This window comes from Shewanella sp. Arc9-LZ, from assembly GCF_010092445.1.
Classification (GTDB): Bacteria; Pseudomonadota; Gammaproteobacteria; order Enterobacterales; family Shewanellaceae; genus Shewanella.
On sequence record NZ_CP048031.1, the window covers coordinates 323388 to 344309 of the forward strand.

At 42.7% G+C, this 20922-nt stretch carries 21 protein-coding genes; 13 read left to right on the plus strand and 8 right to left on the minus strand.

Annotated elements, in window-relative coordinates; genetic code table 11:
* Positions 1-32 precede the first annotated feature (32 nt).
* A complete protein-coding gene (locus GUY17_RS01525; RefSeq protein WP_101084907.1) occupies positions 33-461 on the minus strand; it encodes an Lrp/AsnC family transcriptional regulator in 429 nt (142 codons plus the stop codon).
* Positions 462-634: 173 nt separating this feature from the next.
* Here GUY17_RS01525 and yjeH point away from each other — a divergent pair, with 173 nt between their 5' ends.
* Complete coding sequence (gene yjeH, locus GUY17_RS01530; RefSeq protein WP_101084908.1) at positions 635-1918, plus strand: L-methionine/branched-chain amino acid transporter; 1284 nt, start codon at positions 635-637, stop codon at positions 1916-1918.
* 11 nt (positions 1919-1929) lie between these two features.
* Here yjeH and GUY17_RS01535 read toward each other — a convergent pair whose 3' ends face one another.
* Both GUY17_RS01535 and GUY17_RS01540 read right to left on the minus strand, forming a co-directional pair.
* Entirely contained in the window at positions 1930-2379 is a 450-nt protein-coding gene (locus GUY17_RS01535; RefSeq protein ID WP_162022088.1) for a TerB family tellurite resistance protein, read from the minus strand.
* Positions 2380-2504: 125 nt separating this feature from the next.
* Complete coding sequence (locus tag GUY17_RS01540) at positions 2505-3068, minus strand: DUF2780 domain-containing protein (protein ID WP_162022089.1); 564 nt, start codon at positions 3066-3068, stop codon at positions 2505-2507.
* 170 nt (positions 3069-3238) lie between these two features.
* Between GUY17_RS01540 and GUY17_RS01545 the strand changes: the two genes are divergently transcribed.
* From GUY17_RS01545 to GUY17_RS01565, 5 genes are all read left to right on the plus strand, one after another.
* A complete protein-coding gene (locus tag GUY17_RS01545) occupies positions 3239-3961 on the plus strand; it encodes a hypothetical protein (RefSeq protein ID WP_101084911.1) in 723 nt (240 codons plus the stop codon).
* 32 nt (positions 3962-3993) lie between these two features.
* Positions 3994-5502 carry a tetratricopeptide repeat protein gene (locus tag GUY17_RS01550; RefSeq protein WP_162022090.1) on the plus strand — a complete coding sequence of 503 codons (1509 nt, stop codon included), beginning with the start codon at positions 3994-3996 and terminating at the stop codon, positions 5500-5502.
* A gap of 245 nt (positions 5503-5747) precedes the next feature.
* Positions 5748-7595 carry an SLC13 family permease gene (locus GUY17_RS01555; RefSeq protein ID WP_162022091.1) on the plus strand — a complete coding sequence of 616 codons (1848 nt, stop codon included), beginning with the start codon at positions 5748-5750 and terminating at the stop codon, positions 7593-7595.
* 381 nt (positions 7596-7976) lie between these two features.
* Entirely contained in the window at positions 7977-8354 is a 378-nt protein-coding gene (locus GUY17_RS01560) for a hypothetical protein (RefSeq protein WP_011635781.1), read from the plus strand.
* The gene (locus GUY17_RS01565; protein ID WP_162022092.1) at positions 8351-8584 is read left to right on the plus strand and encodes a hypothetical protein; all 234 of its coding nucleotides are present in this window, start codon (positions 8351-8353) and stop codon (positions 8582-8584) included. The genes GUY17_RS01560 and GUY17_RS01565 overlap by 4 nt, the downstream gene beginning before the upstream one ends.
* A gap of 797 nt (positions 8585-9381) precedes the next feature.
* On the opposite strand, the gene GUY17_RS01570 is transcribed toward GUY17_RS01565, so the two are convergent.
* The 4 genes from GUY17_RS01570 to GUY17_RS01585 form a co-directional block, all read right to left on the minus strand.
* Positions 9382-10020 carry an SDR family oxidoreductase gene (locus GUY17_RS01570; protein WP_162022093.1) on the minus strand — a complete coding sequence of 213 codons (639 nt, stop codon included), beginning with the start codon at positions 10018-10020 and terminating at the stop codon, positions 9382-9384.
* A gap of 243 nt (positions 10021-10263) precedes the next feature.
* A complete protein-coding gene (locus GUY17_RS01575) occupies positions 10264-10602 on the minus strand; it encodes a hypothetical protein (protein ID WP_162022094.1) in 339 nt (112 codons plus the stop codon).
* Positions 10603-10912: 310 nt separating this feature from the next.
* A complete protein-coding gene (locus GUY17_RS01580) occupies positions 10913-11230 on the minus strand; it encodes a hypothetical protein (RefSeq protein WP_162022095.1) in 318 nt (105 codons plus the stop codon).
* 121 nt (positions 11231-11351) lie between these two features.
* Positions 11352-12335 (minus strand): LysR family transcriptional regulator, encoded by a 984-nt coding sequence (locus GUY17_RS01585; protein WP_101084919.1) that lies wholly within the window; start codon positions 12333-12335, stop codon positions 11352-11354.
* A gap of 126 nt (positions 12336-12461) precedes the next feature.
* On the opposite strand from GUY17_RS01585, the gene GUY17_RS01590 reads away from it, so the two are divergent.
* Positions 12462-13667, plus strand: a complete 1206-nt coding sequence (locus tag GUY17_RS01590) for a multidrug effflux MFS transporter (RefSeq protein ID WP_101084920.1) — start codon at positions 12462-12464, stop codon at positions 13665-13667.
* An 81-nt stretch (positions 13668-13748) separates the two neighbouring features.
* On the opposite strand, the gene GUY17_RS01595 is transcribed toward GUY17_RS01590, so the two are convergent.
* Positions 13749-14714 (minus strand): putative porin, encoded by a 966-nt coding sequence (locus GUY17_RS01595; RefSeq protein ID WP_162022096.1) that lies wholly within the window; start codon positions 14712-14714, stop codon positions 13749-13751.
* A 101-nt stretch (positions 14715-14815) separates the two neighbouring features.
* Between GUY17_RS01595 and GUY17_RS01600 the strand changes: the two genes are divergently transcribed.
* The 6 genes from GUY17_RS01600 (at position 14816) to GUY17_RS01625 (ending at position 20799) form a co-directional block, all read left to right on the plus strand.
* A complete protein-coding gene (locus tag GUY17_RS01600) occupies positions 14816-15427 on the plus strand; it encodes a tRNA-uridine aminocarboxypropyltransferase (RefSeq protein WP_162022097.1) in 612 nt (203 codons plus the stop codon).
* A gap of 5 nt (positions 15428-15432) precedes the next feature.
* Positions 15433-15816 (plus strand): hypothetical protein, encoded by a 384-nt coding sequence (locus GUY17_RS01605; RefSeq protein ID WP_174839620.1) that lies wholly within the window; start codon positions 15433-15435, stop codon positions 15814-15816.
* A gap of 43 nt (positions 15817-15859) precedes the next feature.
* On the plus strand, positions 15860-16504 hold the full coding sequence (locus GUY17_RS01610) for a class I SAM-dependent methyltransferase (protein ID WP_162022098.1): 645 nt from the start codon (positions 15860-15862) through the stop codon (positions 16502-16504).
* Between the two features lie 124 nt (positions 16505-16628).
* Entirely contained in the window at positions 16629-17936 is a 1308-nt protein-coding gene (locus GUY17_RS01615) for an amidohydrolase (RefSeq protein WP_162022099.1), read from the plus strand.
* 86 nt (positions 17937-18022) lie between these two features.
* The gene (locus GUY17_RS01620; protein ID WP_162022100.1) at positions 18023-19351 is read left to right on the plus strand and encodes a pitrilysin family protein; all 1329 of its coding nucleotides are present in this window, start codon (positions 18023-18025) and stop codon (positions 19349-19351) included.
* Positions 19348-20799, plus strand: a complete 1452-nt coding sequence (locus GUY17_RS01625) for a pitrilysin family protein (protein WP_162022101.1) — start codon at positions 19348-19350, stop codon at positions 20797-20799. Before GUY17_RS01620 ends, GUY17_RS01625 begins: the two co-directional genes overlap by 4 nt.
* Positions 20800-20922 lie beyond the last annotated feature (123 nt).

The following is a 20922-nucleotide window of genomic DNA, read 5'->3' on the forward strand; positions in this document are numbered from 1 at the left end:
TAACCATTAAGCTCTGTCTATACAGAGCTTTTTTAGGCTTGATTGTTTATCCATTCGCTCATGACTACATGGGTTTTAATTTTGACGATGTCAGCTTGAGCATCAATAAATTCGCGGATTTCATGTAATCGTTGCATAGAATTGGCATGCACATAAACCAATAAATCCATGTCGCCGGTAATGCCTTGGCAAGTTATCACTTCCGGTATGGTGGTGAAAATATGGATGACTTCGGCGCAACGGGCGCAACGATGCTGAATTTCAAAGTATGCCGACACGCCTTGTTTTTGCGACTCACTCAGTAAAACCTGATAGCCACGGATAACCCCCGTTTGTTCTAATTTCTTAATTCGCTCGGTGACAGCACTGCGCGATAAATTCACTTGCTCAGCAATAAACGAAATACTCTGTCGAGCATTGTGGCGTAATTCGTTTATAATCGCTTTATCAAATTTATCCAATGATTTATATCCCGATAATTGTGTGTCACACCTACATACTGTCATTATGACGGAAAGTTGCCTTTTATCCGTCATATTGTCGGTTTAGCAAAGCAACTTGAGCTCATTAACCCGCAGAATGTTTTACTGTTTGGCCTTATAATATCGCAATATATCACAGTAAGAATAAGATAATGAATCAAATGACCGCAACAATAGGACGCTGGCAAGGCGCTGGCTTAATGGCCACCACATTGCTAGGCACTGGGGTATTTATTTTACCGCAAATGACCATAGAGGTAGCAGGCTCAGGTTCGCTATTAGCATGGTTGTTATTAACGGTAGCCATTATTCCAGTCGCATTAGTATTTGGTTTGTTAGCGAGTCGATTCCCGCATGCAGCGGGTCCAGCTTACTTTATTGAAAAAGCATTTGGTGCTACAGCAGGCCGAACAATTGGGCTGATTTTTTTATTAGTGATCCCCATTGGTGCACCTGCTGCAATTTTAATGACCTTTCAATTTTTAGAAGCATTAATATCGATTTCTGGGCTAGGTCAATTAGTCGCAGAGTTATTGATTGTGGCTGTGTTATTGCTGCTGAATATTAAAGGTATTCAGGTGTCGGCAAAATTACAGTTTGCGTTAACCTTGTTGATTGTATCGGTAGTCGCAATATTATTTGGTGCCAGCGGGTTAAATGTCGATCAGCTACAAACCTTTGCGCATGGCAGTCATCCGCAGTTTAGTGGGGTGATGCTAGCAATGGGTATTGGTTTTTGGAGTTTTCTAGGCATTGAGGCCATGACACATCTTGCCAGCGACTTTCGCCAACCCGAAAAAGATTTGCTGCCTGCAATGATGATGGGCACCGTATTAGTGGGTGTTATTTATTTAGCCTGTACTTTTTTATTGCTAATGGTACCAACCGAGGGTGACGGCTTAGCGATGATATCGGCATTTGATTATTTGTTATCAAACACCTTTTTGGGTGGATATGGCGCGTATATCATCGGAGTATTAGGTATTGCCAGCGGGTTAGCAACCGTGAATGTGTATGCTGCTAGCGCCGCGCGTTTATTGTGGAGCTTCAGTAAAGAAGGCATTTTACCGCGCTATTTTGATAAATTAAACCCACACGGTGTGCCCTTTAGAGCCTTGTTTGCCATTTTGGGGGCTATGGCGGTGGTGATCATCGTGACCTTTTATAGCACTCAAGAATTAGAAGACTTAATCGCTTGGAGTAATGGCGTGTTTGTGATTATTTACTTATTGGCGATGTTGTCTGCAGCTAAGTTACTCAGCAAGCGGTATCTACCATTAGTGATTGCAGGTTGTTTGTTTTGTGTTGGTTTGGGCATCGCGCTTGGCAGTAATATGATTTACGCCATTGTATTGGTGTTGGTTATCGCCCCTTTTATGTGGTGGCAAAAAGCTCATCTTACGCGTAAGTATTTACTCAATAATAGCCAAGGCTAATTGGCTATTATTTAGCGAGTTTCCATGGCGATATTGCGCATTTGAATCAGTTCACTGTGCTTTAAATGCAGTAAATCAGCTGTACGGCGAATAATTTGGTCTTCATATTGCGACAATTCACCATCGGCATAAGCTAATTGCCACATTGACAGCAGTAATTTTTGTTTGTCATCAATACTAAATTGAGCATTGATTTCGGCGGTAAACTCAAATAGAGACGTGGCATTTTTACGGCTTTGATTTGCTTCTTTTATAAGGGTTATCGCTTCTTCTGGGTTAATGCCTAAAGTGCTGATGAGCACTTCGGGCAGTAAAGCAGCTTCAGCAGCAGCCAAATTTTCGTCGGCGTACACAACCTCTTGCAATAGGGTTGCCGCGGCCAGGTTGAGGTTTTTCTGTTTCTCTTCTGGGCTACTTTCTTGAGTATGCGATTGGAGAAATTGCTTTAGTTTGGCGATCATAATTATTCTGTCCAATGTTACTATTCATTTTTATGCTAGCAAAAATGCTAATCCCAAGCGAATGGCTTGGGATTAAATAATGTTAACGCGGGTGTTAGGGTAGCTTTAAGCCGTCTTAATAATGATTATAGGACTGAACCTAAGCCTTTCATTAATAAATCAACCGTACCGTCACCACCACTCTGTTGGAGATAGTTTTTAGCGATATCAACCATAGGAGTAATATATTCTTTTGAGATACCAAGCTTTTCAAAAGCATCATATACCATTGCGCTACCTTGTAATGCAGAGCCTAAATCACCTGCTTGTGACAATAATCCTGACATGCCATTGCCTGATGATAAAGCAGGAACTGCAGCCAGTAGACCGTCCGCATTTGGGATGCTGTCGCTTAATTGGCTAAAATCATTTTCACCTAAATTGGTTTGAGCCAAGCTAAGTAGTGAGCCTAACCCGCCTTCAGCTTGGGTTTGAGATAAACCAAGTTGAGACATAACGTTACCCACTAAAGCACTTGATTGCTCAGTTGTTTCAGATTGTTCTATTGTTTCAGACAGTGCAATGGTTTTGGCTTGTTCAGTTGCTGGTTTTTTAGTTATTTCAGCAACGTTGTCTAACCAGCCCGCAGATGCTGGTGCTGAGAATACGAAGACGGTAAACAGTACCGGTAATGCAGAAGTTAATTTCATAATAAGTGTCCTTTGATGTGGCTCAATGTCTAAACTTATGCATCATTTTACCCTGATTTACATAAATGCGACAGATGATCGCGATTTTTACACATTAGACTTGTGCAAAATGCATTTTTTTTGGGTATCCTAAGCGCAATATTCGTTGTTAATAGATTACTGGAACCCACATGTCATTGTTTGCAATTTTGACTGAAGCATTTAACTTTTTTCGAAACCACATCCGTCAGCTTGCCGTACTGACGCTGCCATTACTGTTAATCCAAGTCGCTATTCAACTTTGGCTAGGTAATGAAATGCTACAGGCTGATGCTGAAAACCCACAATTCGGTGCAGTACACGCTGCAGCAATGATGGTGTTATTGTTGGTATTTTCGTTTTTAATTGCCGCATTAACTTTGTATTTAGAGCTACGCTCTCAAGGCCATGATCTTGCCCCGGCACAAATATTAAAGGCTAGTTTGCCTTTTGTACCGCCATTATTACTGGCTGGAGTATTTTCTGGTTTAGCCATTTTAGCGCCGGTGATGATCTTTGCTGCGTTTGGCCCACTATGGTTGATTGGCTTAATCGTGAGCTTGTACTTGTTTTCTCGCCTCGCCTATGTGAACTTTATGGTGGTGGTTGAACGTTTAACACCTTTAGAAGCGATTAAGAGTAGCTTTAAATTTAGCGGCCCTATAACGATTAAAACCATTGCGGTATTAATGCTGTACGTGCCATTGTCTCTATTAGCTGGCATGTTTTCACAAGTCGCGATGCAAGTTGGTTTTCCATTGCAGCTGGTGGTTGAAGCAACGTTTTCGTTCTTAGGTTTGTTTGTTAATATTGCGTTATTTAGATTGTATATGGTTAATCGTAAAACACCGGATGCCGATAAAGCAGAGGGATAAATATTCAATCAACATGCTAAAAGGAGAAACTATTGTTAAATGATATTGAGTTTATTAATGGTTTCTCTGTTGAGTTGAGCGATGATTACCGTTTAGCTAAAAGCTATGTACGCGATATTCCTACCCAAGCGTTAGTTTACATTCGCAGCTTTACCCATAAACTCGCCGCTCAATTAGCGGTGCAGCATGATGTAACGTTTACCTCGGCAAACTTGTATGATCGTATCGAGCAGCTAAACCTTCGACGCGTTATTGATGTTGCTGCAGTGCGGGCGTTACACCGATTGCGCAGTGATGGTAATCGTGGTGCGCATCCTGAAAAATATCATTTAACTCAAACTCAGCTTGTTAGCATCGCAGAAAAGTCGATCCATCAAATTCTGCAAATAATTGCAAAGCTATATCCTTCACTGCATCAAGGTGCTGCTCCGCGCTATCAATTTGAAGCATTTGATTCATATGCTGGCCGCGACTTATGTTATCGCGCAGTGATGAAGAATGACCCCGAAGCACAGTATTTAGTGGGGATGTCACTTAAAGCCAAAGGATTAATGCTACAAGAGCAAGAGCGTGCGTTGGCGCAAACCACAGACGGTTCACTCTTAGCAAATTCAAGTTCAAGTTCAGCATCATCACGCTCAACATCGTCAAGTTCAAATTCAGCAGAATCAAACACTCCAAGCCTTATATCAACCACGGTTGAGCAAACGTCAGCGGATGTATTTGCCCAAGCAGCACATTGGTTTGATATTGCATCAGTTCATCATCAAGCGGCATTGTTTGAGCATGGCGTGAGCTTACTGCATGGCTATAGTGGTGCGGCAAATCCTGCGACGGGCGAGGCGTTTATTGCGCAAGCTGCAGCACAAGGTATTGTTAATGCGCAGGCCTTATTAGGTTTCTTTTATCTGGTGGGCAGTGATCAATTTGAAGTGGATATTAATCAAGCCGAAACATTGCTGACATTAGCCGCTAATGCAGAAGATGCTGAAGCAATGTCAAACCTTGGGGTGCTGTTTTATCAAAACCAACAATTTGAACAAGCTTACTTATGGGTAAATAAAGCCGCGCAAACCGGTTACCCGCATGCACAATATCATTTGGCGCTGATGCTTGAACAAGGTGAGGGCTGCCAGGTTGATATCGCTACGAGCCAGCAATGGATGCAAGAAGCCGCCGAGCAAGGTCAATTAGATGCGATGTTACGTTGTGGCAGTGATATTTTGCACGACGATGGTGCTAGCCAACAGCAACTTAATATTGCTGAACACTATTTACATGAAGTGATTAAATACGGCCGTAATGTCACCGCGATGATTGAACTGAGTGTCGCCTTAGCCGACGGCATTTTAGGCCGTATCGATGTGGTACAAGCAGCGTATTTATTACAACAAGCTAATTTGCACGCCAACGAGATTCAGCGCCAAGTTATCGAACCGCTTTGGCAGTCGTTACTGATGCAAATTGACAGTGTTATCGCGCTTAATCCAACGGAAGATGAGTTAGCGACCTTGCAACAGGCAAAGTGCTTACTCGCGTAAATTACGTTTGCTTTATTATGGTTGTTTTTACGTTTGGGGGGGGTATTGCCCAGTAAGGACTCACCGCAGATAAGTTTGTCGCGCGTACCTTCAATTCGCTTTAGTTAGAAACAATGCCTAATATTTAACTGATATATATTCAACATATCTCAACCTGCTTTGAAGCGCTTTGTGGAAAAACTTCACAGCAAGCCTAGCCTTACCATGCTCATACCAATAGAAAAGGTTAACGACAGGTGCCAGCAATGAATATAACGACTTTGCCACCGCTTCCTGATGCGCATGCACTGGCTGTGTTATTGCTTGTGTTGCTTGCCCTGTTTCTATTTACCAGAGAATCTATTGCCATTGAGACGTCGAGTCTGTTTATTCTGGCAATGCTGAGCATCGGTTTTACTGTTTTTCCTTACATCAATTCGCAGGGGCAACATCTTGAGGCGTTGCAGTTTTTCAGTGGTTTTGGCCATGAAGCGCTGGTGGCAGTGTGTGCCTTAATGATTGCCGGAAATGGTTTAGTGCGCACCGGAGCGCTAGTACCTCTTGGCCGAATTCTGGCTCGCTTATGGCTTGTGAGCCCCGCATTGAGTATGTTGTTGACCTTGCTGGTTGGCGCTTTTCTGAGTGCATTTGTCAATAATGTACCGATAGTCGTACTGCTGCTTCCTATTCTAATCAGTGTATCGCTGCGAACCGGAGAGCCAGCTTCGGGGATGTTAATGCCAATGGGATTTGCCACTCTGGTGGGCGGTATGAGCACCAGTATTGGCACCTCGACGAATTTGTTAGTTGTTTCAGTTGCTGCAGATATGGGCTTAAGAAGACTGCAGATGTTTGATTTTTTTGTACCGGCAGCAATCGTTGCCGCGATTGCTATAGTTTATTTATGGTTGATTGCGCCACGCTTACTGCCTGCTCGTAAGGCCATACTCAGCGATACCTCCCCAAGAATATTTACTGCCCAACTGGTTATATTGGAAGACGGTTTTGCAGTCGGTAAGACATTGACCGAACTGATTGAAAAGAGCTCAGGTTTGCTGGAAGTATCACGCATTATGCGGGGCACTGGAACCTATGTTGTACCGTTGCCCGATGCGCAAATTCAGGCTGGGGATCGGTTGATGGTGAATGACACTCCGGAAAATTTGAAGGAACTGGAAAGTGCTCTGGATGCCATGCTCTATGTTGGAGATACGCCTGTTGATGAAGAACATCCATTATCCGGTGAGGGACAGCAGATTGCCGAAATAGTCGTCATGCAAGGTTCACCTTTGCTTGGTATGACCTTGAGGCAGCTTAACTTTTATGATCGTTATCAATTAATGGTGCTGGCAATACATCGAGAGGGAAACTCAGTAGAGACGCTGCGTGAAAAAATAGCACAGGCCCGTTTGCGCATTGGTGATGTTCTTTTAGTTCAGGGAGATCAAAATACCATAGGCGAAATCAAACGTGCTGGTGAGCTATTAGTGCTCGATGCCACCGCAGATCTTCCGTACACGGATAAAGCGGTAACGGCTTTACTGATTATGGCGGCAATTATTCTTGTGTCGGCATTTGGGGGCGTTCCCATTGCGATAAGCGCCGTAGGGGGTGTGCTGCTTATGCTGGTCACACGCTGCTTAACCTGGCGTCATGCTTCTATGGCGCTAAGCACTCAGGTCATTTTGATTGTGGCGGCGAGTTTGGCGATGGGGGCGGCATTATTAAAAACCGGTGGTGCAGAGTATTTAGCACAAGTATTTGTCGCGTTAACCGCAGGGGCTTCTCCGGCGGTTATTGTATCTGGATTGATGTTGTTAATGGCCATTATGACCAATATTGTGTCTAATAATGCTGCTGCAGTCATAGGCACTCCTATTGCTATCAGCATTGCGCAGCAACTGCAGGTTGATCCCGAACCCTTTGTTATTGCGGTGCTGTTTGGTGCCAATATGAGTTATGCCACCCCTATGGCTTATAAGACTAACCTACTGGTAATGCATGCTGGCGGCTATAAATTTACCGATTTTGTCCGAGTGGGCGTCCCACTAACGATTATCGTTTGGGTGAGTTTATCGCTATTACTGCCAGTCATGTATTCGCTTAGCTGGTAATCTTTGACGTGGCTGTTTATTCTTTATTGGCTACGGCCACTAACGTAGTTGGTTCTGACCACTTCAAAGCTAGTTATGTAAGTCATTTATGCAGTAAAGTGAGTTAGCAAGGTACATCAGGGAAAGGCAATAATCGAAAAAGATGAAAGCTAACAAAACCCACCTTAAAAGGTGTAATCAGAACAGGAAATTAGCCAAAAGATTGTACAAAATACCACTACCGTTAAAAAGCGAATTCCTATAGCATCTTACGTTAAGAAAAAAGTTACCCGTTAACTTGGATGTGGCTTCGACCAAGTCCAACAAGCGATTTATGCGTCGCAAACAGCGCAACTCATAAATACTAAAACGTTAACTCTTAATCATGGAAAGGACATCATCATGTTTCCAATGGAATTTTACATCCTCCCTGAAGAGCTCTTCCGACTAGGTAATTCCACAAGTCCAAAGCTTGCCAATGTACGCGCTAGAGACGTAGATATAATCGAAATTAACGGTATTAAGGTTATTATCGCAAACGGTAAAGGCATTAGCGTCTTTGATAAGGTTGGGATCAACGAATCGCCAATGACAGGTTGGGCGTGGCGATTCGCTCCTAACACTAGGCCTCCGGTTGGTTTAAAGATGGTTCAGGATAAACCCCATCACTATTGTATTTCACCGGCGTGTAATATGCCTGTTGATAAATACAAAGGATTACTTGAAGAAATGGCATTGATTGCCACTCGGGTGTTCAAAAAAGAAGGCAAATTTGCATGAGTAGTATTCAACTCGATTTAACCGTTTCTGAAGCCAAAATTATTCTTGAGGCTCTGACAGAAATGGAAGCCAAGATGACTGCCATCTGCGAAACCTCTGCAGATGAAGATGAGGTTGCTGATGTTGGAAATGACCTCATTGAGGTTCGGCTGCTGTTAAACCCTCTCAAGAAGCAAGCAATTACTCAGTTTGGTGAAAATGTAATAAATTTTTCTCGAGAGCTACTATAAAGTTAACAAACAAAGTCACTGCGACCAAATACTCTTCACTTCGTTTTCGTGCCGAAAAATGCTCTCACAAAAACAAAGCTCCGGTATTTGGCGCGTGCTTTGGACGTTACCCATAGAAATTTTAATCCGAAACTCACGAACTAGAGTTAGGAATCTAACGCACTTTTGTCCATAAATGCGTCAAATACCTTGCTTGAAAATGGATAAATTCAACTCTGAACTTGTGGCCGTTGAAGACTCTTTATAAAAGAATGTGTGAGCCTGATAGGACGTCAGGCTAGCTTTCGCGGTACAGGATGTAACATCGAAAGCGTTAGCATTTTCACTTTTTATTACAAGATGGGTCGAAGATGGTTACATACGCAGTCAGAAGCTGGATCAATTTCCGTCGCAATGTGTTCGCTGCTGATCCCTTTTTTGCCCGAGCAAGGTGGAACCTTGCGATGTTAATCTGGTGTGGGTGAAGCGCCACGACGTTAGTGGCCGCAGGCCATATCTTAAATACACTTTTGTCCAAAAATCAGCAAGCGTATTAGCTTTTATCATTTGCACAATGGTCACTCTTCCACACCTAGATAATCGCCAGTCAGTTCGGTAATCTAGCAGTGTACGATGGTTAAAAATGTCATTTCAGGCTTAAAGTTCAGGGCTAAATAGTGGTGCACCTAACCACGGAATATAGCTGATTTGTTTTATCTAAGACTATGAAAAAATACTAAAAATAAAACGGCCAGCGTTGTGCTGGCCGTTTTATTTCAGTGTTTATAGTGTTGTTAGGCGAATGCCTACTGAATGGATTAATTTAGGACATCAGTGAGGGATTTACTGCCATTAAATAATTCAAAGACTTTGCCGCCTAGCTGTGGTTTTCCTACAGCGTAAGTCAGTGCGCGAGCAACATCTTCTCTGTTAATGGTCATTTTTTCTTTGCTGCTCGGCCGTTGGGTTTGGACTTTACCTGTGGCACTATCATCGGTTAATGAACCCGGTCTAAATATAGTGTAGTTAAGCCCACTGCTGATCAAGTATTCATCGGCCATGTGTTTGGCAACTAAGTAAGGCTTCATTTTTTCTGAGCCTTGGTCGGGATCGTCAGCGCCGATAGAGCTGACCATAATGAAATGTGACACATTAGCCGCTTTTGCGTAATCAATGGCTTTACAGGCCGCCCATAAATCAATGAGCATAGTTTTGTCTGCACCTGTTTTACCACCTGAGCCAGCGCTGAAAATGACCTGATCGCAATCGTTAAATGCTTGGCTAAAGTCCTGTTCTAAATCCGCTTCAACTATGTCTAGCTTCTTATCGCTGGCGATATCAGCCAATTTATTTTTATCTCGCACTAACGCTATGACTGATTGGCCATCTGCTAATAGCTGCTTTGTCGCCATGTTACCGATCTGTCCGCTTGCGCCTAAAATGAGTGTCTTGTTCATTTTATCTTCTCCTCAGTATCGAATTTTTGGCTTATATTACTGGCAAATGTGGCAGCATCGTTTGCTACTCTATTTGCCCGCCTTCTAATAACATTGGGGTTTGATCTGCGCGATTCAATGCCTAAGAGGTGACTAGTGTTTAGCCGCTCTTTATGTTTTACATAAATAATAAACAAAGCCAATACCAATTTGGACAAATGGCTAGAATCGGTAAGGTTGTCACTAAACGCATCTAACGGTTAGTTAATCTGCCTGATGCTCAAATGTGCGACCAGTGTGTTGAGTTTGAGTCGATTTAGGTCGGCTAAACATATCTGCGTAAGGCGCTGCTTGTTCGCGCTGAACATCAGCGCGGTCTTGGTAGATATCACCTTGTTGAGCTTGTGACTGGTTTCTCTGCAATATTTTTTTACCTAATAGTTGTAAAGTAATAAAGCTTAATAAGCCCAGTAACAATAAAAAGGGTAATAGCACAATTGTGGTTAATGCGATGCTAAAAAACATCAGTAATGCCAAAATGGGGTTCATAGCCGAGAATCGACTTTTTAAATTGGCAGTGTGGAATGATTGATTAAATTTCATAATGGCTCCTGAATGCGCTTAGTCTGAAAATAGGTGTCTAAAAAACGTTATCTATAAATCAGTAACGATGACTTAATGTACAGCTTGCAACGTTTTGACATAATATGTCACGTTAAACCTAGTTAATGTGTTAAGTTTGAGAGCGAAAGTTATTGCCCACACAGACAATGCCAAAGGGTTAATCGAGACTAGATTTAGGCATACTGTTTATAAAATGCTTTTAGTGATGGTTACTTTCGCTGTCATGTTATAACGGCTGCATGATGGTCAATAAGTTAGTCAATACTAACCTGTTATTTTTCAACTTTAGTTACGATAGTCCTGCAGATTTGGCATGACTCAAACGAGATTTCTGATTCGAGTTTTCTCGTTCAATATTTGGATGATCATGATAAATATCATCTTTGGGATTAGCTGTTGAAAGGGGTGATGATGCAGTACGATGCTGGCGCATGTATTGGCGTCTTAACAGTGTCATACCGATGAAACCTACAAACACAAACAGTAATATTAACGGTAACAATAGCAAGCCGCCGATCAAGACTGTGGCAACCGTTGTTAATGCTGCCAATGGTCGCATTTTTTGCAGGCTTTGCATTATTTTGTGAGTGTAAATTGAACTGAACATCCTCTGATCTCCGAGGGTTTACCCTATTACATAATCCATCAGGTTGGCTTGATGGATTATTTGTCATCTAGTCGTTTTATTTGAGTGTTGCGCGAGCTAAAAGTTCAATTTAGGCTCAATGTCAGCCGTTGTGTTTACTAATATGTTGGTTCGCGATGGCTTTATCGACGCTGCTGAAAATAATATTGCGAAACCATTGATGTCCCGGCTCTTGATTATTTCGTTCATGCCATAAAAACACATAAGCCATAGGCATAAACTCAAAGGGTAAGGGAATGGGCACCAGCGAATATAGTTTTTGTGCATGGTTAGCAAAGCTAGAGGGCAAGGTAAAAATTAAATCGGTATTGGCACAAACGCTGGCAGCACCATAAAAATCTGGCACTGTGGTCGATAGGTTACGATGTAAGCCCAAGTTGGCTAAGTGGTAATCGAGTGCCCACCAATCGTTACCTTCACATCTTACCTGTACATGAGACATGTTAAGGTAGTGAGCTTGATCCCAGCGACCATCTTTTACAGCCTGTAAAATAGGATGATTTTTACGCACTAAGCAAACTTGATGATCGTTAAATAAGACTTGTGATTCAATGCCTTCAGGTACGTTGTCAATATTGACGTCGGTTTGAGGCAGAATATCTCGACCTGCAATGCCAAAATCTATTTGTCCTTGCTGTAGGTCTTGCATGGATTTTTCGGTCCAAACATAGGAATCTAATTTTATTAACGGTGCCTGTTGTAATAATGGTCCGATAAAATAGGGAATTAAGGTTTCATAAGCACTTTCGACCATCGAGAATGAAAATTGGCGGTTACTGGTCGCCGGATGAAAGGTTGGCGGTTGCGTAAGTTGATACAAGTTTTGTAATACTAACGGCAGTTGTTGTCTTAATGCATCAGCATGTGCGGTTGGCTTTAAGCCGTGTGCTGTGCGTTGAAACAGTGGATCGTCTAATGTTTCTCGCAACCGATTTAAGCTTTTACTGACAGCAGATTGACTCACATGCAAGCGATGGGCAGCCCGAGTGACGCTTTGCTCCTCAAGTAATACTTGTAGAATGACTAATAGATTAAGATCGATTCGAGCAAGGTTGTCTAAATTCATGTGATATTCTCAAATGGAAATTCACTTCGGATTTTATATCATTTTCATTCATACCTCCATTTGACTTATTATAGCGCCCTATTAAGGGTGACCTTTGTGCATTAAAAATTTGAGAGAAAGAAGTTTATGCGTCGTAACTTATTGCCACTGTTAATGTTTATGGTGCTTTTGAGCCCGTTGGCTATTGATATTTATCTACCGTCTATGCCTGCAATGGCATTGGAGTACGGTGTATCAAACAGTGAAGTACAGTCCACCTTAGTGTTATTTTTATTTGCGATGGGCGTAGGGCAAATTTTAATTGGTCCACTCGCGGACCGTTTTGGCCGTAAACCTGTCGCATTATTTGGGATTGTACTTTATGGCATTAGCAGTTTATTAGGGGCTTATGCGGTTGAGTTTGAATGGTTGCAGGTTGCCCGTGTGTTTCAAGGCTTAGCGGCTTGTTCCACCTCTATTGTGGTATTTAGTGCGGTACGTGACTGCTATTCGCGCAAAGAAAGTGTGTCGATGTACAGTTATCTAAATGGTGCAATTTGTGTGGTCCCGGCACTGGCACCTACATTTGGTGGCTTATTAGCATTACAGTTTGGCTGGCGTTCTACCTTCATTTTTATGGCTTTGTATGCCATTTTTGTGTTGTTTTTGGTGGGGTTCCGTTTTCCGGAAACGCGTCCATTAAATACCGACAGTACAGGGCCTTTATACCGTTGGAGCCGCTATAAGCCGGTTATTGGCGACCCTCATTTTATGTTTTATGCCAGTTGTTGCATGATCGCGATGGCATCAATTTTATGTTACGTGTCTTATTCACCAGTATGGTTAATTGGTCATTTAGGCATTTCAGAATTAACTTTCAGCGGTTTATTTGGCCTTAATGCTGCGGTAAATATTGCCGCATGTTTTGCTGCCCCAGTGTTGGTTAAGCGTATTGGTAACCGTCCGGGAGTAGTAGTGGCATTATCGTTGATGTTGATTGCTGCTGTTATCGAAGCCGCGATGTACTTTGCTGGCCCTCAAGAAGGATTAGCCGCCGCAATAGCCTTTATGGCTCCGATGATGATTTTATGTATTGGCTTTGCTATTTTGCTTGGCCCAGCAACCAGTATGGCGTTGTCGGCTTTCGGTGAGCGCGCTGGTACCGCGACGGCGATGTTAGGTTGCATTCAAATGAGTGGGGCATCAATACTGACGGCGTTGATCCAGCTAACTGATATACCAGCACCTTATGCGATAGCGGTTGTTATGGGGGGCTTTAGTGCAGTATTGCTGATCATTATGGCAATGAACCGTTTAAGCCATCTGCATCAAGAACAGTTACAACATGACTAATTAGCTTTAGTAATATCACCTTTAACCCGCAGAATGCTAACCACATTCCGCGGGTATTTTTTTGCCTCAATATGGTGAGACTTAAAAGCGGGCGTTGATAGCTATGCCAACATTAGTTTCTGAATCACTATTATACTCACCATTATCGAAATAATGTTCTAGTGAAAACTTAGCCGAGAATACATCTGAAAAATGCCAGAAGTAACGTGTATTTAAACCCGTTTCAGTGATGTTGTTGCTGTGGCTACTTTTATTTGAGTCATCAATATTACTGCTGCTTAAATCAGTATTTACATCTGTCCGGTAGTAAGTCGCACCCACTGACCATGCGTTATTGATATACCAATCTGCAAACACTGCAACAGTATAAATGTCATTTTCAAAGTTTATTTTAGAATCTTGCACTATAGTCGGAGTTGAGCCATCAACTTGAGTGAGCATTTCGTTGTTGATATATTGTGGGTTTTGATAACCTACAGCCCCAGTTATAAACACTCCAGCGGTTGATTGTAATGGAATAAAATGTTCGTAAGTTAACGTGATAGCATCAATGTTTTGGCTAAAATATGATTCAAATTCATATTCTAGATATGCGCCATTGTTAGATTCTGATTCTGAGTTGGTCGTGTAGTTCAAGGATAACTTTGAGTGTTCGCTAAAAAAATATCCAGCACTTATCTCGTATGTTGTGATGTCAAATACAGCATCATCTGCATTTAACTGGTTGACTCCAGCCCCCAAAAACCATTTTGAGTCAAAAACGTATTCTCCAGAGATGTGATATAAATCTTGGAAGTCAGTGGTGGCATAACGCGCAGAAACAGTTGAGCCTTGATTAAAGAATCCCGCCAATGCGTATGGCTTATCTGCTTGTTCAACCGCTTTAAAGTAATAGCGATAATTGGCGTTAACTAGGCCATCCGCTTCACCTGATGAGTCTAAAAAACCGATTTCTGCTTCGTGGTGATAGGTATTATCTTGGGCTGCATATGCAGGGATTGTGGCCAATGCGAGCATTAATGCCACAGACATCTTTGTTCTAGTCATAGTAATGGTTCTTCCTTGAGGTATTATGGTGTAGAGCAAAGTATATTGAACTCAACTTTACATATTTGCAACAACAGATTTGCAACAAAATAAGACAAAAAATGAGCAGAAGTTATTGTATCCATTGCCAATACCCACAGTCGGCTTGCGTGTGTCATGCGCTCACACCGGTGACGTCAAATACCGAGGTTGTGGTGATGCAGCATCCATCTGAAGTGGATCATGCTAAGAACACCGTGAGGTTATTGAAACTGGTGATGCCGCAGATGAAAATTTACGTGGGTGAATCTGTCGCGGACTTTATTGAGCTGCAACATTATTTAGCTGCGCAAACGAAGCCGATTTATGTGGTTTATCCAAATGAGCACAGTCAAACTGTAGCCGAGGCTGGAGCGAGTGAGGCTGCGATAATTATTTTAGTCGACGGTACTTGGCGTAAAGCATACCGAATGTTGCAGCTCAATCCGTGGTTACTTAATTACCCGTCATTGCATCTAGAATGTGAAGATGAGTCGCAATATATCATTCGTAAAGCGAAACGTAGCGACAGCTTGTCGACTCTGGAAGCGGTTGCCCACACGTTGATTGCGTTAAATCCCGCTGCTGAAATCGCGCCAATATTTGCAGTGTTTAACGCAATGGTGCAACATAAGTTAACGGCTATGCCTGCTGTGGTTCGTGAGCGATATAACGGCGATAAAATCAAAGGATAGACAAGATGAAACATCGGCGAATAGGCTCATTTATTTTGCTCGTTACTGCCAGTTCATTGGCGTTTTTTACAGTAGCTGCTGATAAGCCACATAAAACAATGACCTTGGCTGAAAAAGGCGAGCAAGCGCGCCAAGAGTCGGCTGAACTTGAGCAAACGCAATTGCAAAAAGCGCGTGAGGCAGCCAAGGCTACCTCGGAACGTGAGCAAGAAGTATTAGCTAAGTCGCAGCCAAACGATTGGGAAGCGCAGCAGCTCGAAAAAGCCCGTGCTCAATCGGATGAGCGTTTAACCCGTCAGCAAAAGTATTTACAACAGGCGCAAGAGGCCGCTACTCAAACCCGTAAAATCCCTAAAGACACCAGTATAGAGCCAGTTCAATCTGATTAGTCTTGCTGTTGATTGACCCGTTCGGTTTATTTTGGAGTTCGCTTTGTCGTCTTGTCCTTTGTGTCACCATGAAACAGTTGCTTTTTCTCAAGATAAAAGTCGTCCCTATGTCCGTTGTCCGCAATGTTTTTTGGTATCGGTTCCTGCAGCATTTTATTTGGATCAAATAGCAGAAAAAGCCCATTATGATTGTCACAATAATGACGTTGCCGATCTAGGTTACCAACAATTTTTATCCCGTACTTTAACGCCATTAATCGCGCGTATTAAACCCGGTGCAATAGGGTTAGATTTTGGCTGCGGAGAAGGTGCTGTATTAAGCCAAATGGCTGTAGCGCAAGGCATTAAGGTGGTTAATTATGATTTATTTTACCACCCAGATACTCAAGTACTCTCTCAGCAATATGATTTTGTTTGCTTAACTGAAGTGATAGAGCACATTGCCAATGCGCAGGCGTTGATGACGCAGTTAAGTACATTATTGTTGCCTGGCGGCATATTGGCAGTAATGACCAAACAAGTACCCAGCTTAGATAAGTTTAACAATTGGTACTATAAAATTGACCCAACTCATATCAATTTCTACTCTATAGAAACCTTTCAATGGTTAGCATTACAGCAAGGTTGGCAGCTTGAAATTATCGACAGCGATGTGGTGTTTTTTCACCTTCCAAAGTCGCCAGTTTAGTCGTGAGTGTTGGGTATTAATAAATAGATACAATTGACTTGTTAGCAAAGCGGTAAAAGATTTAACAAAAGCGTCATTTCAAGGTAGTTTTGTTGCACTAATTACTATAATAAATGGAATAAACATGCGCCTGACGTCTGTTGCTTTACTGCTTTCAAGTGTATTTGCCACCAGTGTTTACAGCACGACTACCGTGGCTAGCGTGCCCAATGCTGCAGAACTAACCGCTCAAGTTGAAAGCAAAGTCATTGCATGGCGCCGCGATTTACATCAACACCCTGAATTATCTAATCGCGAATTTCGCACCAGTAAAGTGATTGAGAAACATCTTAAATCTCTCGGACTTGAAGTGCAGACGGGTATTGCTCATACCGGTGTGGTCGCCATACTAAAAGGCGGCAAGCCTGGGCCATTAATTGGTTTACGCGCTGATATGGATGCGCTGCCCGTTACCGAAGTGGTTGATTTACCTTTTGCCTCTAAAGTAACTGACACTTATCGAAATCAAACAGTAGGTGTGATGCACGCGTGCGGTCATGATACCCATGTGGCTATGCTGATGGGCGTGGCTGAAAACCTCGTAAAAGTAAAAGACAGCCTAGCCGGTGATGTAATGTTTATCTTTCAGCCAGCCGAAGAAGGCGCGCCAGAAGGTGAACAAGGCGGTGCGGAGTTAATGCTCAAACAAGGCTTATTTGCCAAGCGCAAGCCTGAGCAAGTGTTTGGTATGCATGTTACTTCAAGCATGCCTACAGGTATGATTGGTCTACGTTCCGGCCCTGCAATGGCGAGTGAAGACTCATTTACGATTAAAGTGATGGGCAAGCAAACCCATGGCTCACGTCCTTGGAGTGGTGTTGATCCTATCGTGGCCTCGGCACAAATTATTAATAGTGTGCAAACCATTATTAGTCGTCAGGTGGATATTACCAAAGCACCTGCAGTAGTGAGTTTTGGGGCCATTAATGGTGGTATTCGATCGAATATTATTCCTGACGAAGTAGAACTTATTGGTACTATTCGTACTTTCGATCAAGATATGCGCGCCGACATTAAAGTTAAATTGGCCCAAGTGGCAGCTAATGCCGCTAAAACAGTTGGCGCCACTGCAGTAACCGTGATCCAACCTGGTTATCCGGTTACGGTTAACAACCCAGAATTAGTCAGCAAAATGCGCCCGGTTATCGCCTCTGTAGTGGGTGGCAATATGTTGATTGAGCCAGGACTGATTACCGGTGCGGAAGACTTTTCTTATTACGCATTAGAAACACCCGGGATGTTCTTTTTCTTGGGCGTGACACCTGCTGACCAAGATATCAATAATGTCGCCAGTAATCACTCTCCGGCATTTTATGTTGATGAGAGTGCCCTTAAGGTTGGCGTGCAAACCATGACCCAAATTGCCTTAACCGCATTAAGCGCGGCACAATAGCCCTATTTAAAAACCAATTTTAATAATCCATTTTAAAAAAACCAATTTAAATAAACCATTGGACGATAGCTCAAAAGGAGCGAGATATGACCCGCAAGATAATGGCGTTGCTGATGACATTAGGCGTACTGAGTGCGCCTAATGTGTCAGCGACACAAGCTGAAGATATTAATAGTTTTACCTTAGATAATGGCATGAAGATTATGGTGTTGGAGGATAGTTCTATCCCTAATGCCAATATGTACATTTTTTGGAAAGTGGGTTCGCGCAATGAAGTACCTGGTATTACCGGTATTTCGCACTTTTTTGAACACATGATGTTTAATGGTTCTAAAAAGTTTGGCCCTAAAATGTTTGACCGTACGATGGAAGCGGCTGGTGGCGCCAACAACGCTTATACCAGTGAAGATATAACGGTATATACCGACTGGTTTCCAGCAAATGGTCTAGAAACTATTTTTGATTTAGAAGCAGACCGCATCGCCAATTTAGACATCAATCCTGAAATGGTTGAAAGTGAGCGCGGCGTGGTGCAATCAGAGCGCACTACAGGGCTTGAAAACTCCAATTGGCGTACTATTCAAGAAGCGCTTAAAAGTGTCGCCTTTGCGGCGCATCCATATAGCTGGTCGGTGATTGGTTATGAGTCAGACATTGCAGCTTGGACATTAGCAGACTTACAGCAATACCATAAAACCTACTATGCCCCTAACAATGCGCTAGTGGTGATTACCGGTGATGTGAAGCTAGCCGAAGTGAAAGCCTTGGCTAATCAGTATTTTGCGCCAATTCCGGCCCAAGCCCCACCGAAAGCCGTACGCACGGTTGAACCGCAACAAAATGGCGAACGTCGGGTATTTGTTAAAAAAGAATCGGTAAGCACGCCAAACATTATGTTGGCTTATCATGTACCTGCAACTAGCCATGCAGACTACTATGCATTGGATTTATTAACGTCGATGTTAAGCGAAGGTAATAGCTCACGCTTTTATAAAGCGCTAGTCGACAAGCAATTAGCTGTCGCTGCCGACACTTACATGCCGATGTCGTTTGACCCTAACTTGTTTTATATCTTGGGTGTAGCGAATGCGGGAGTCAGTGCCGAGACTTTAGAAAAAGCTCTCATCGAGCAGATTGATCTAATTTCCGAGCAAGGTGTGACTCAGCAAGAACTTGAAAAAGTTAAAAATATTAAGTTAATGGACTTTTACCGCACGATGGAAACCATTAATGGTAAAGCCAATACTTTAGGCACATACGAGCTGTATTTTGGCGACTATGCAAAACTGTTTAACGCCCCAGAAGCCTATAACAAGGTCACTCCTGCTGATATTCAGCGTGTGGTGCAAACCTATTTAATTAAAGCGAATCGAACTGTCGGTGTGCTCGCTGCTACTGAGGAGTCAGACAAATGAAAACCGTAACTCACACACGCATTAAAATATCATTATCAGCAATCGCATTGGCCTGTAGCTTAGGGATAAGTGGTTGTGCGACAACCCAGAAAACCACTGCCGATTCCGCCAACCCTGTTACCGCTAGCTTTGTTATGCCAAGCTACCAATCTGTTACCTTAGACAATGGCTTAAAGGTTAAGCTGATGGTGCAAAAAGAAGTGCCATTAGTGACCATTGATGCCGTAGTGAGAGCGGGAGCAGTCAATGATATTACCTCTGGTATGGCTTACATTACCTCACAAAGTTTACTGTTGGGTGCAGCGGGTCAATCAAAGGCCGACATCGAGCAGCAGTTAGATTTTATGGGTGCCAGCATAGACACCAACGCTGATTTAGAAGGCAGTTATATTCGTGCCAATATGATGAGCAAAGATGTTGATACCGTGCTCGATATTTTTAGCCACGTATTGCGCCAACCAGACTTTGATAGCGCTGAATTTGATAAACTAAAACAGCGCGAAATTGTGGGTTTATCACAGCAAAAAGAAAGTCCTCGAGCAGTGATTGGTCGCTACTTCAATAAGTTAGTCTTTGGTGATCATCCTTATGCCAATCCGGTATCAGGCAATAGTGACACCATTGATAAACTTTCTGTTGAGGAGTTACGTGCTTTTCATAAAGGCTATTATCAACCAAACAACATGACCATTAACGTGGTGGGCGATTTTGATGTTGCCGACATGACCGCTAAACTGAATAAAGCCTTTGGCGATTGGCAGACCACTGAAACCGTGGTTCAGCCAGATTTAAGCCAACATTTACCAACATTAACCCAACCTCACGTACTGTTGGTCGACAAGCCTGACGCAATTGAAACCACCTTTTTAATTGGTGGCGTGGGGATCCGTTATGACAATCCTGATTATGTTGGGTTAACCGTAGTGAACACCATTTTAGGTGGTCGTTTTACTTCATGGTTAAATGATGAATTACGCGTCAATGCCGGATTAACTTACGGTGCCCGTTCTGGTTTTAGCCCTTATGCTCAATCTGGGGTATTCCAAATCAGTACTTTTACTAAGTCATCGACCACTAAAGAAGCCATTGATTTAGCCTTAAAAACCTATGCTCGTTTATGGGAAAAGGGCATTGATCAAGCCACTTTAGATTCTGCCAAAGCCTATGTTAAAGGCCAGTTCCCACCTAAGTATGAGACGAGTGGACAGTTAGCCGGTTTATTGTCTGACATGTATCTGTATGGCTTTAATGATGATTTTATTAATCAATTTCAAGCTAAAGTAGATGGACTTACCCTTGCAGACACTCAACGTTTGATTAAGCAATATTTCCCACAACAAAACTTACAGTTTGTGTTGATTGGCAACGCTGAAAACATTGCTGATATTGCAGCGCAATACGGTGAAGTGACTAAAGTTGATATCACTGCGACGGGTTTTGGTCAGTAGTTGTCAGTGGGTTAATTGCTTATGCAATTAATGGCTTATTCAATTAATGACTTAGTCAGCTAATTGCACTGTAGTATCGTATGATGGCTCACATAAGTGGGCCATTTTTTATGGCTAGATATC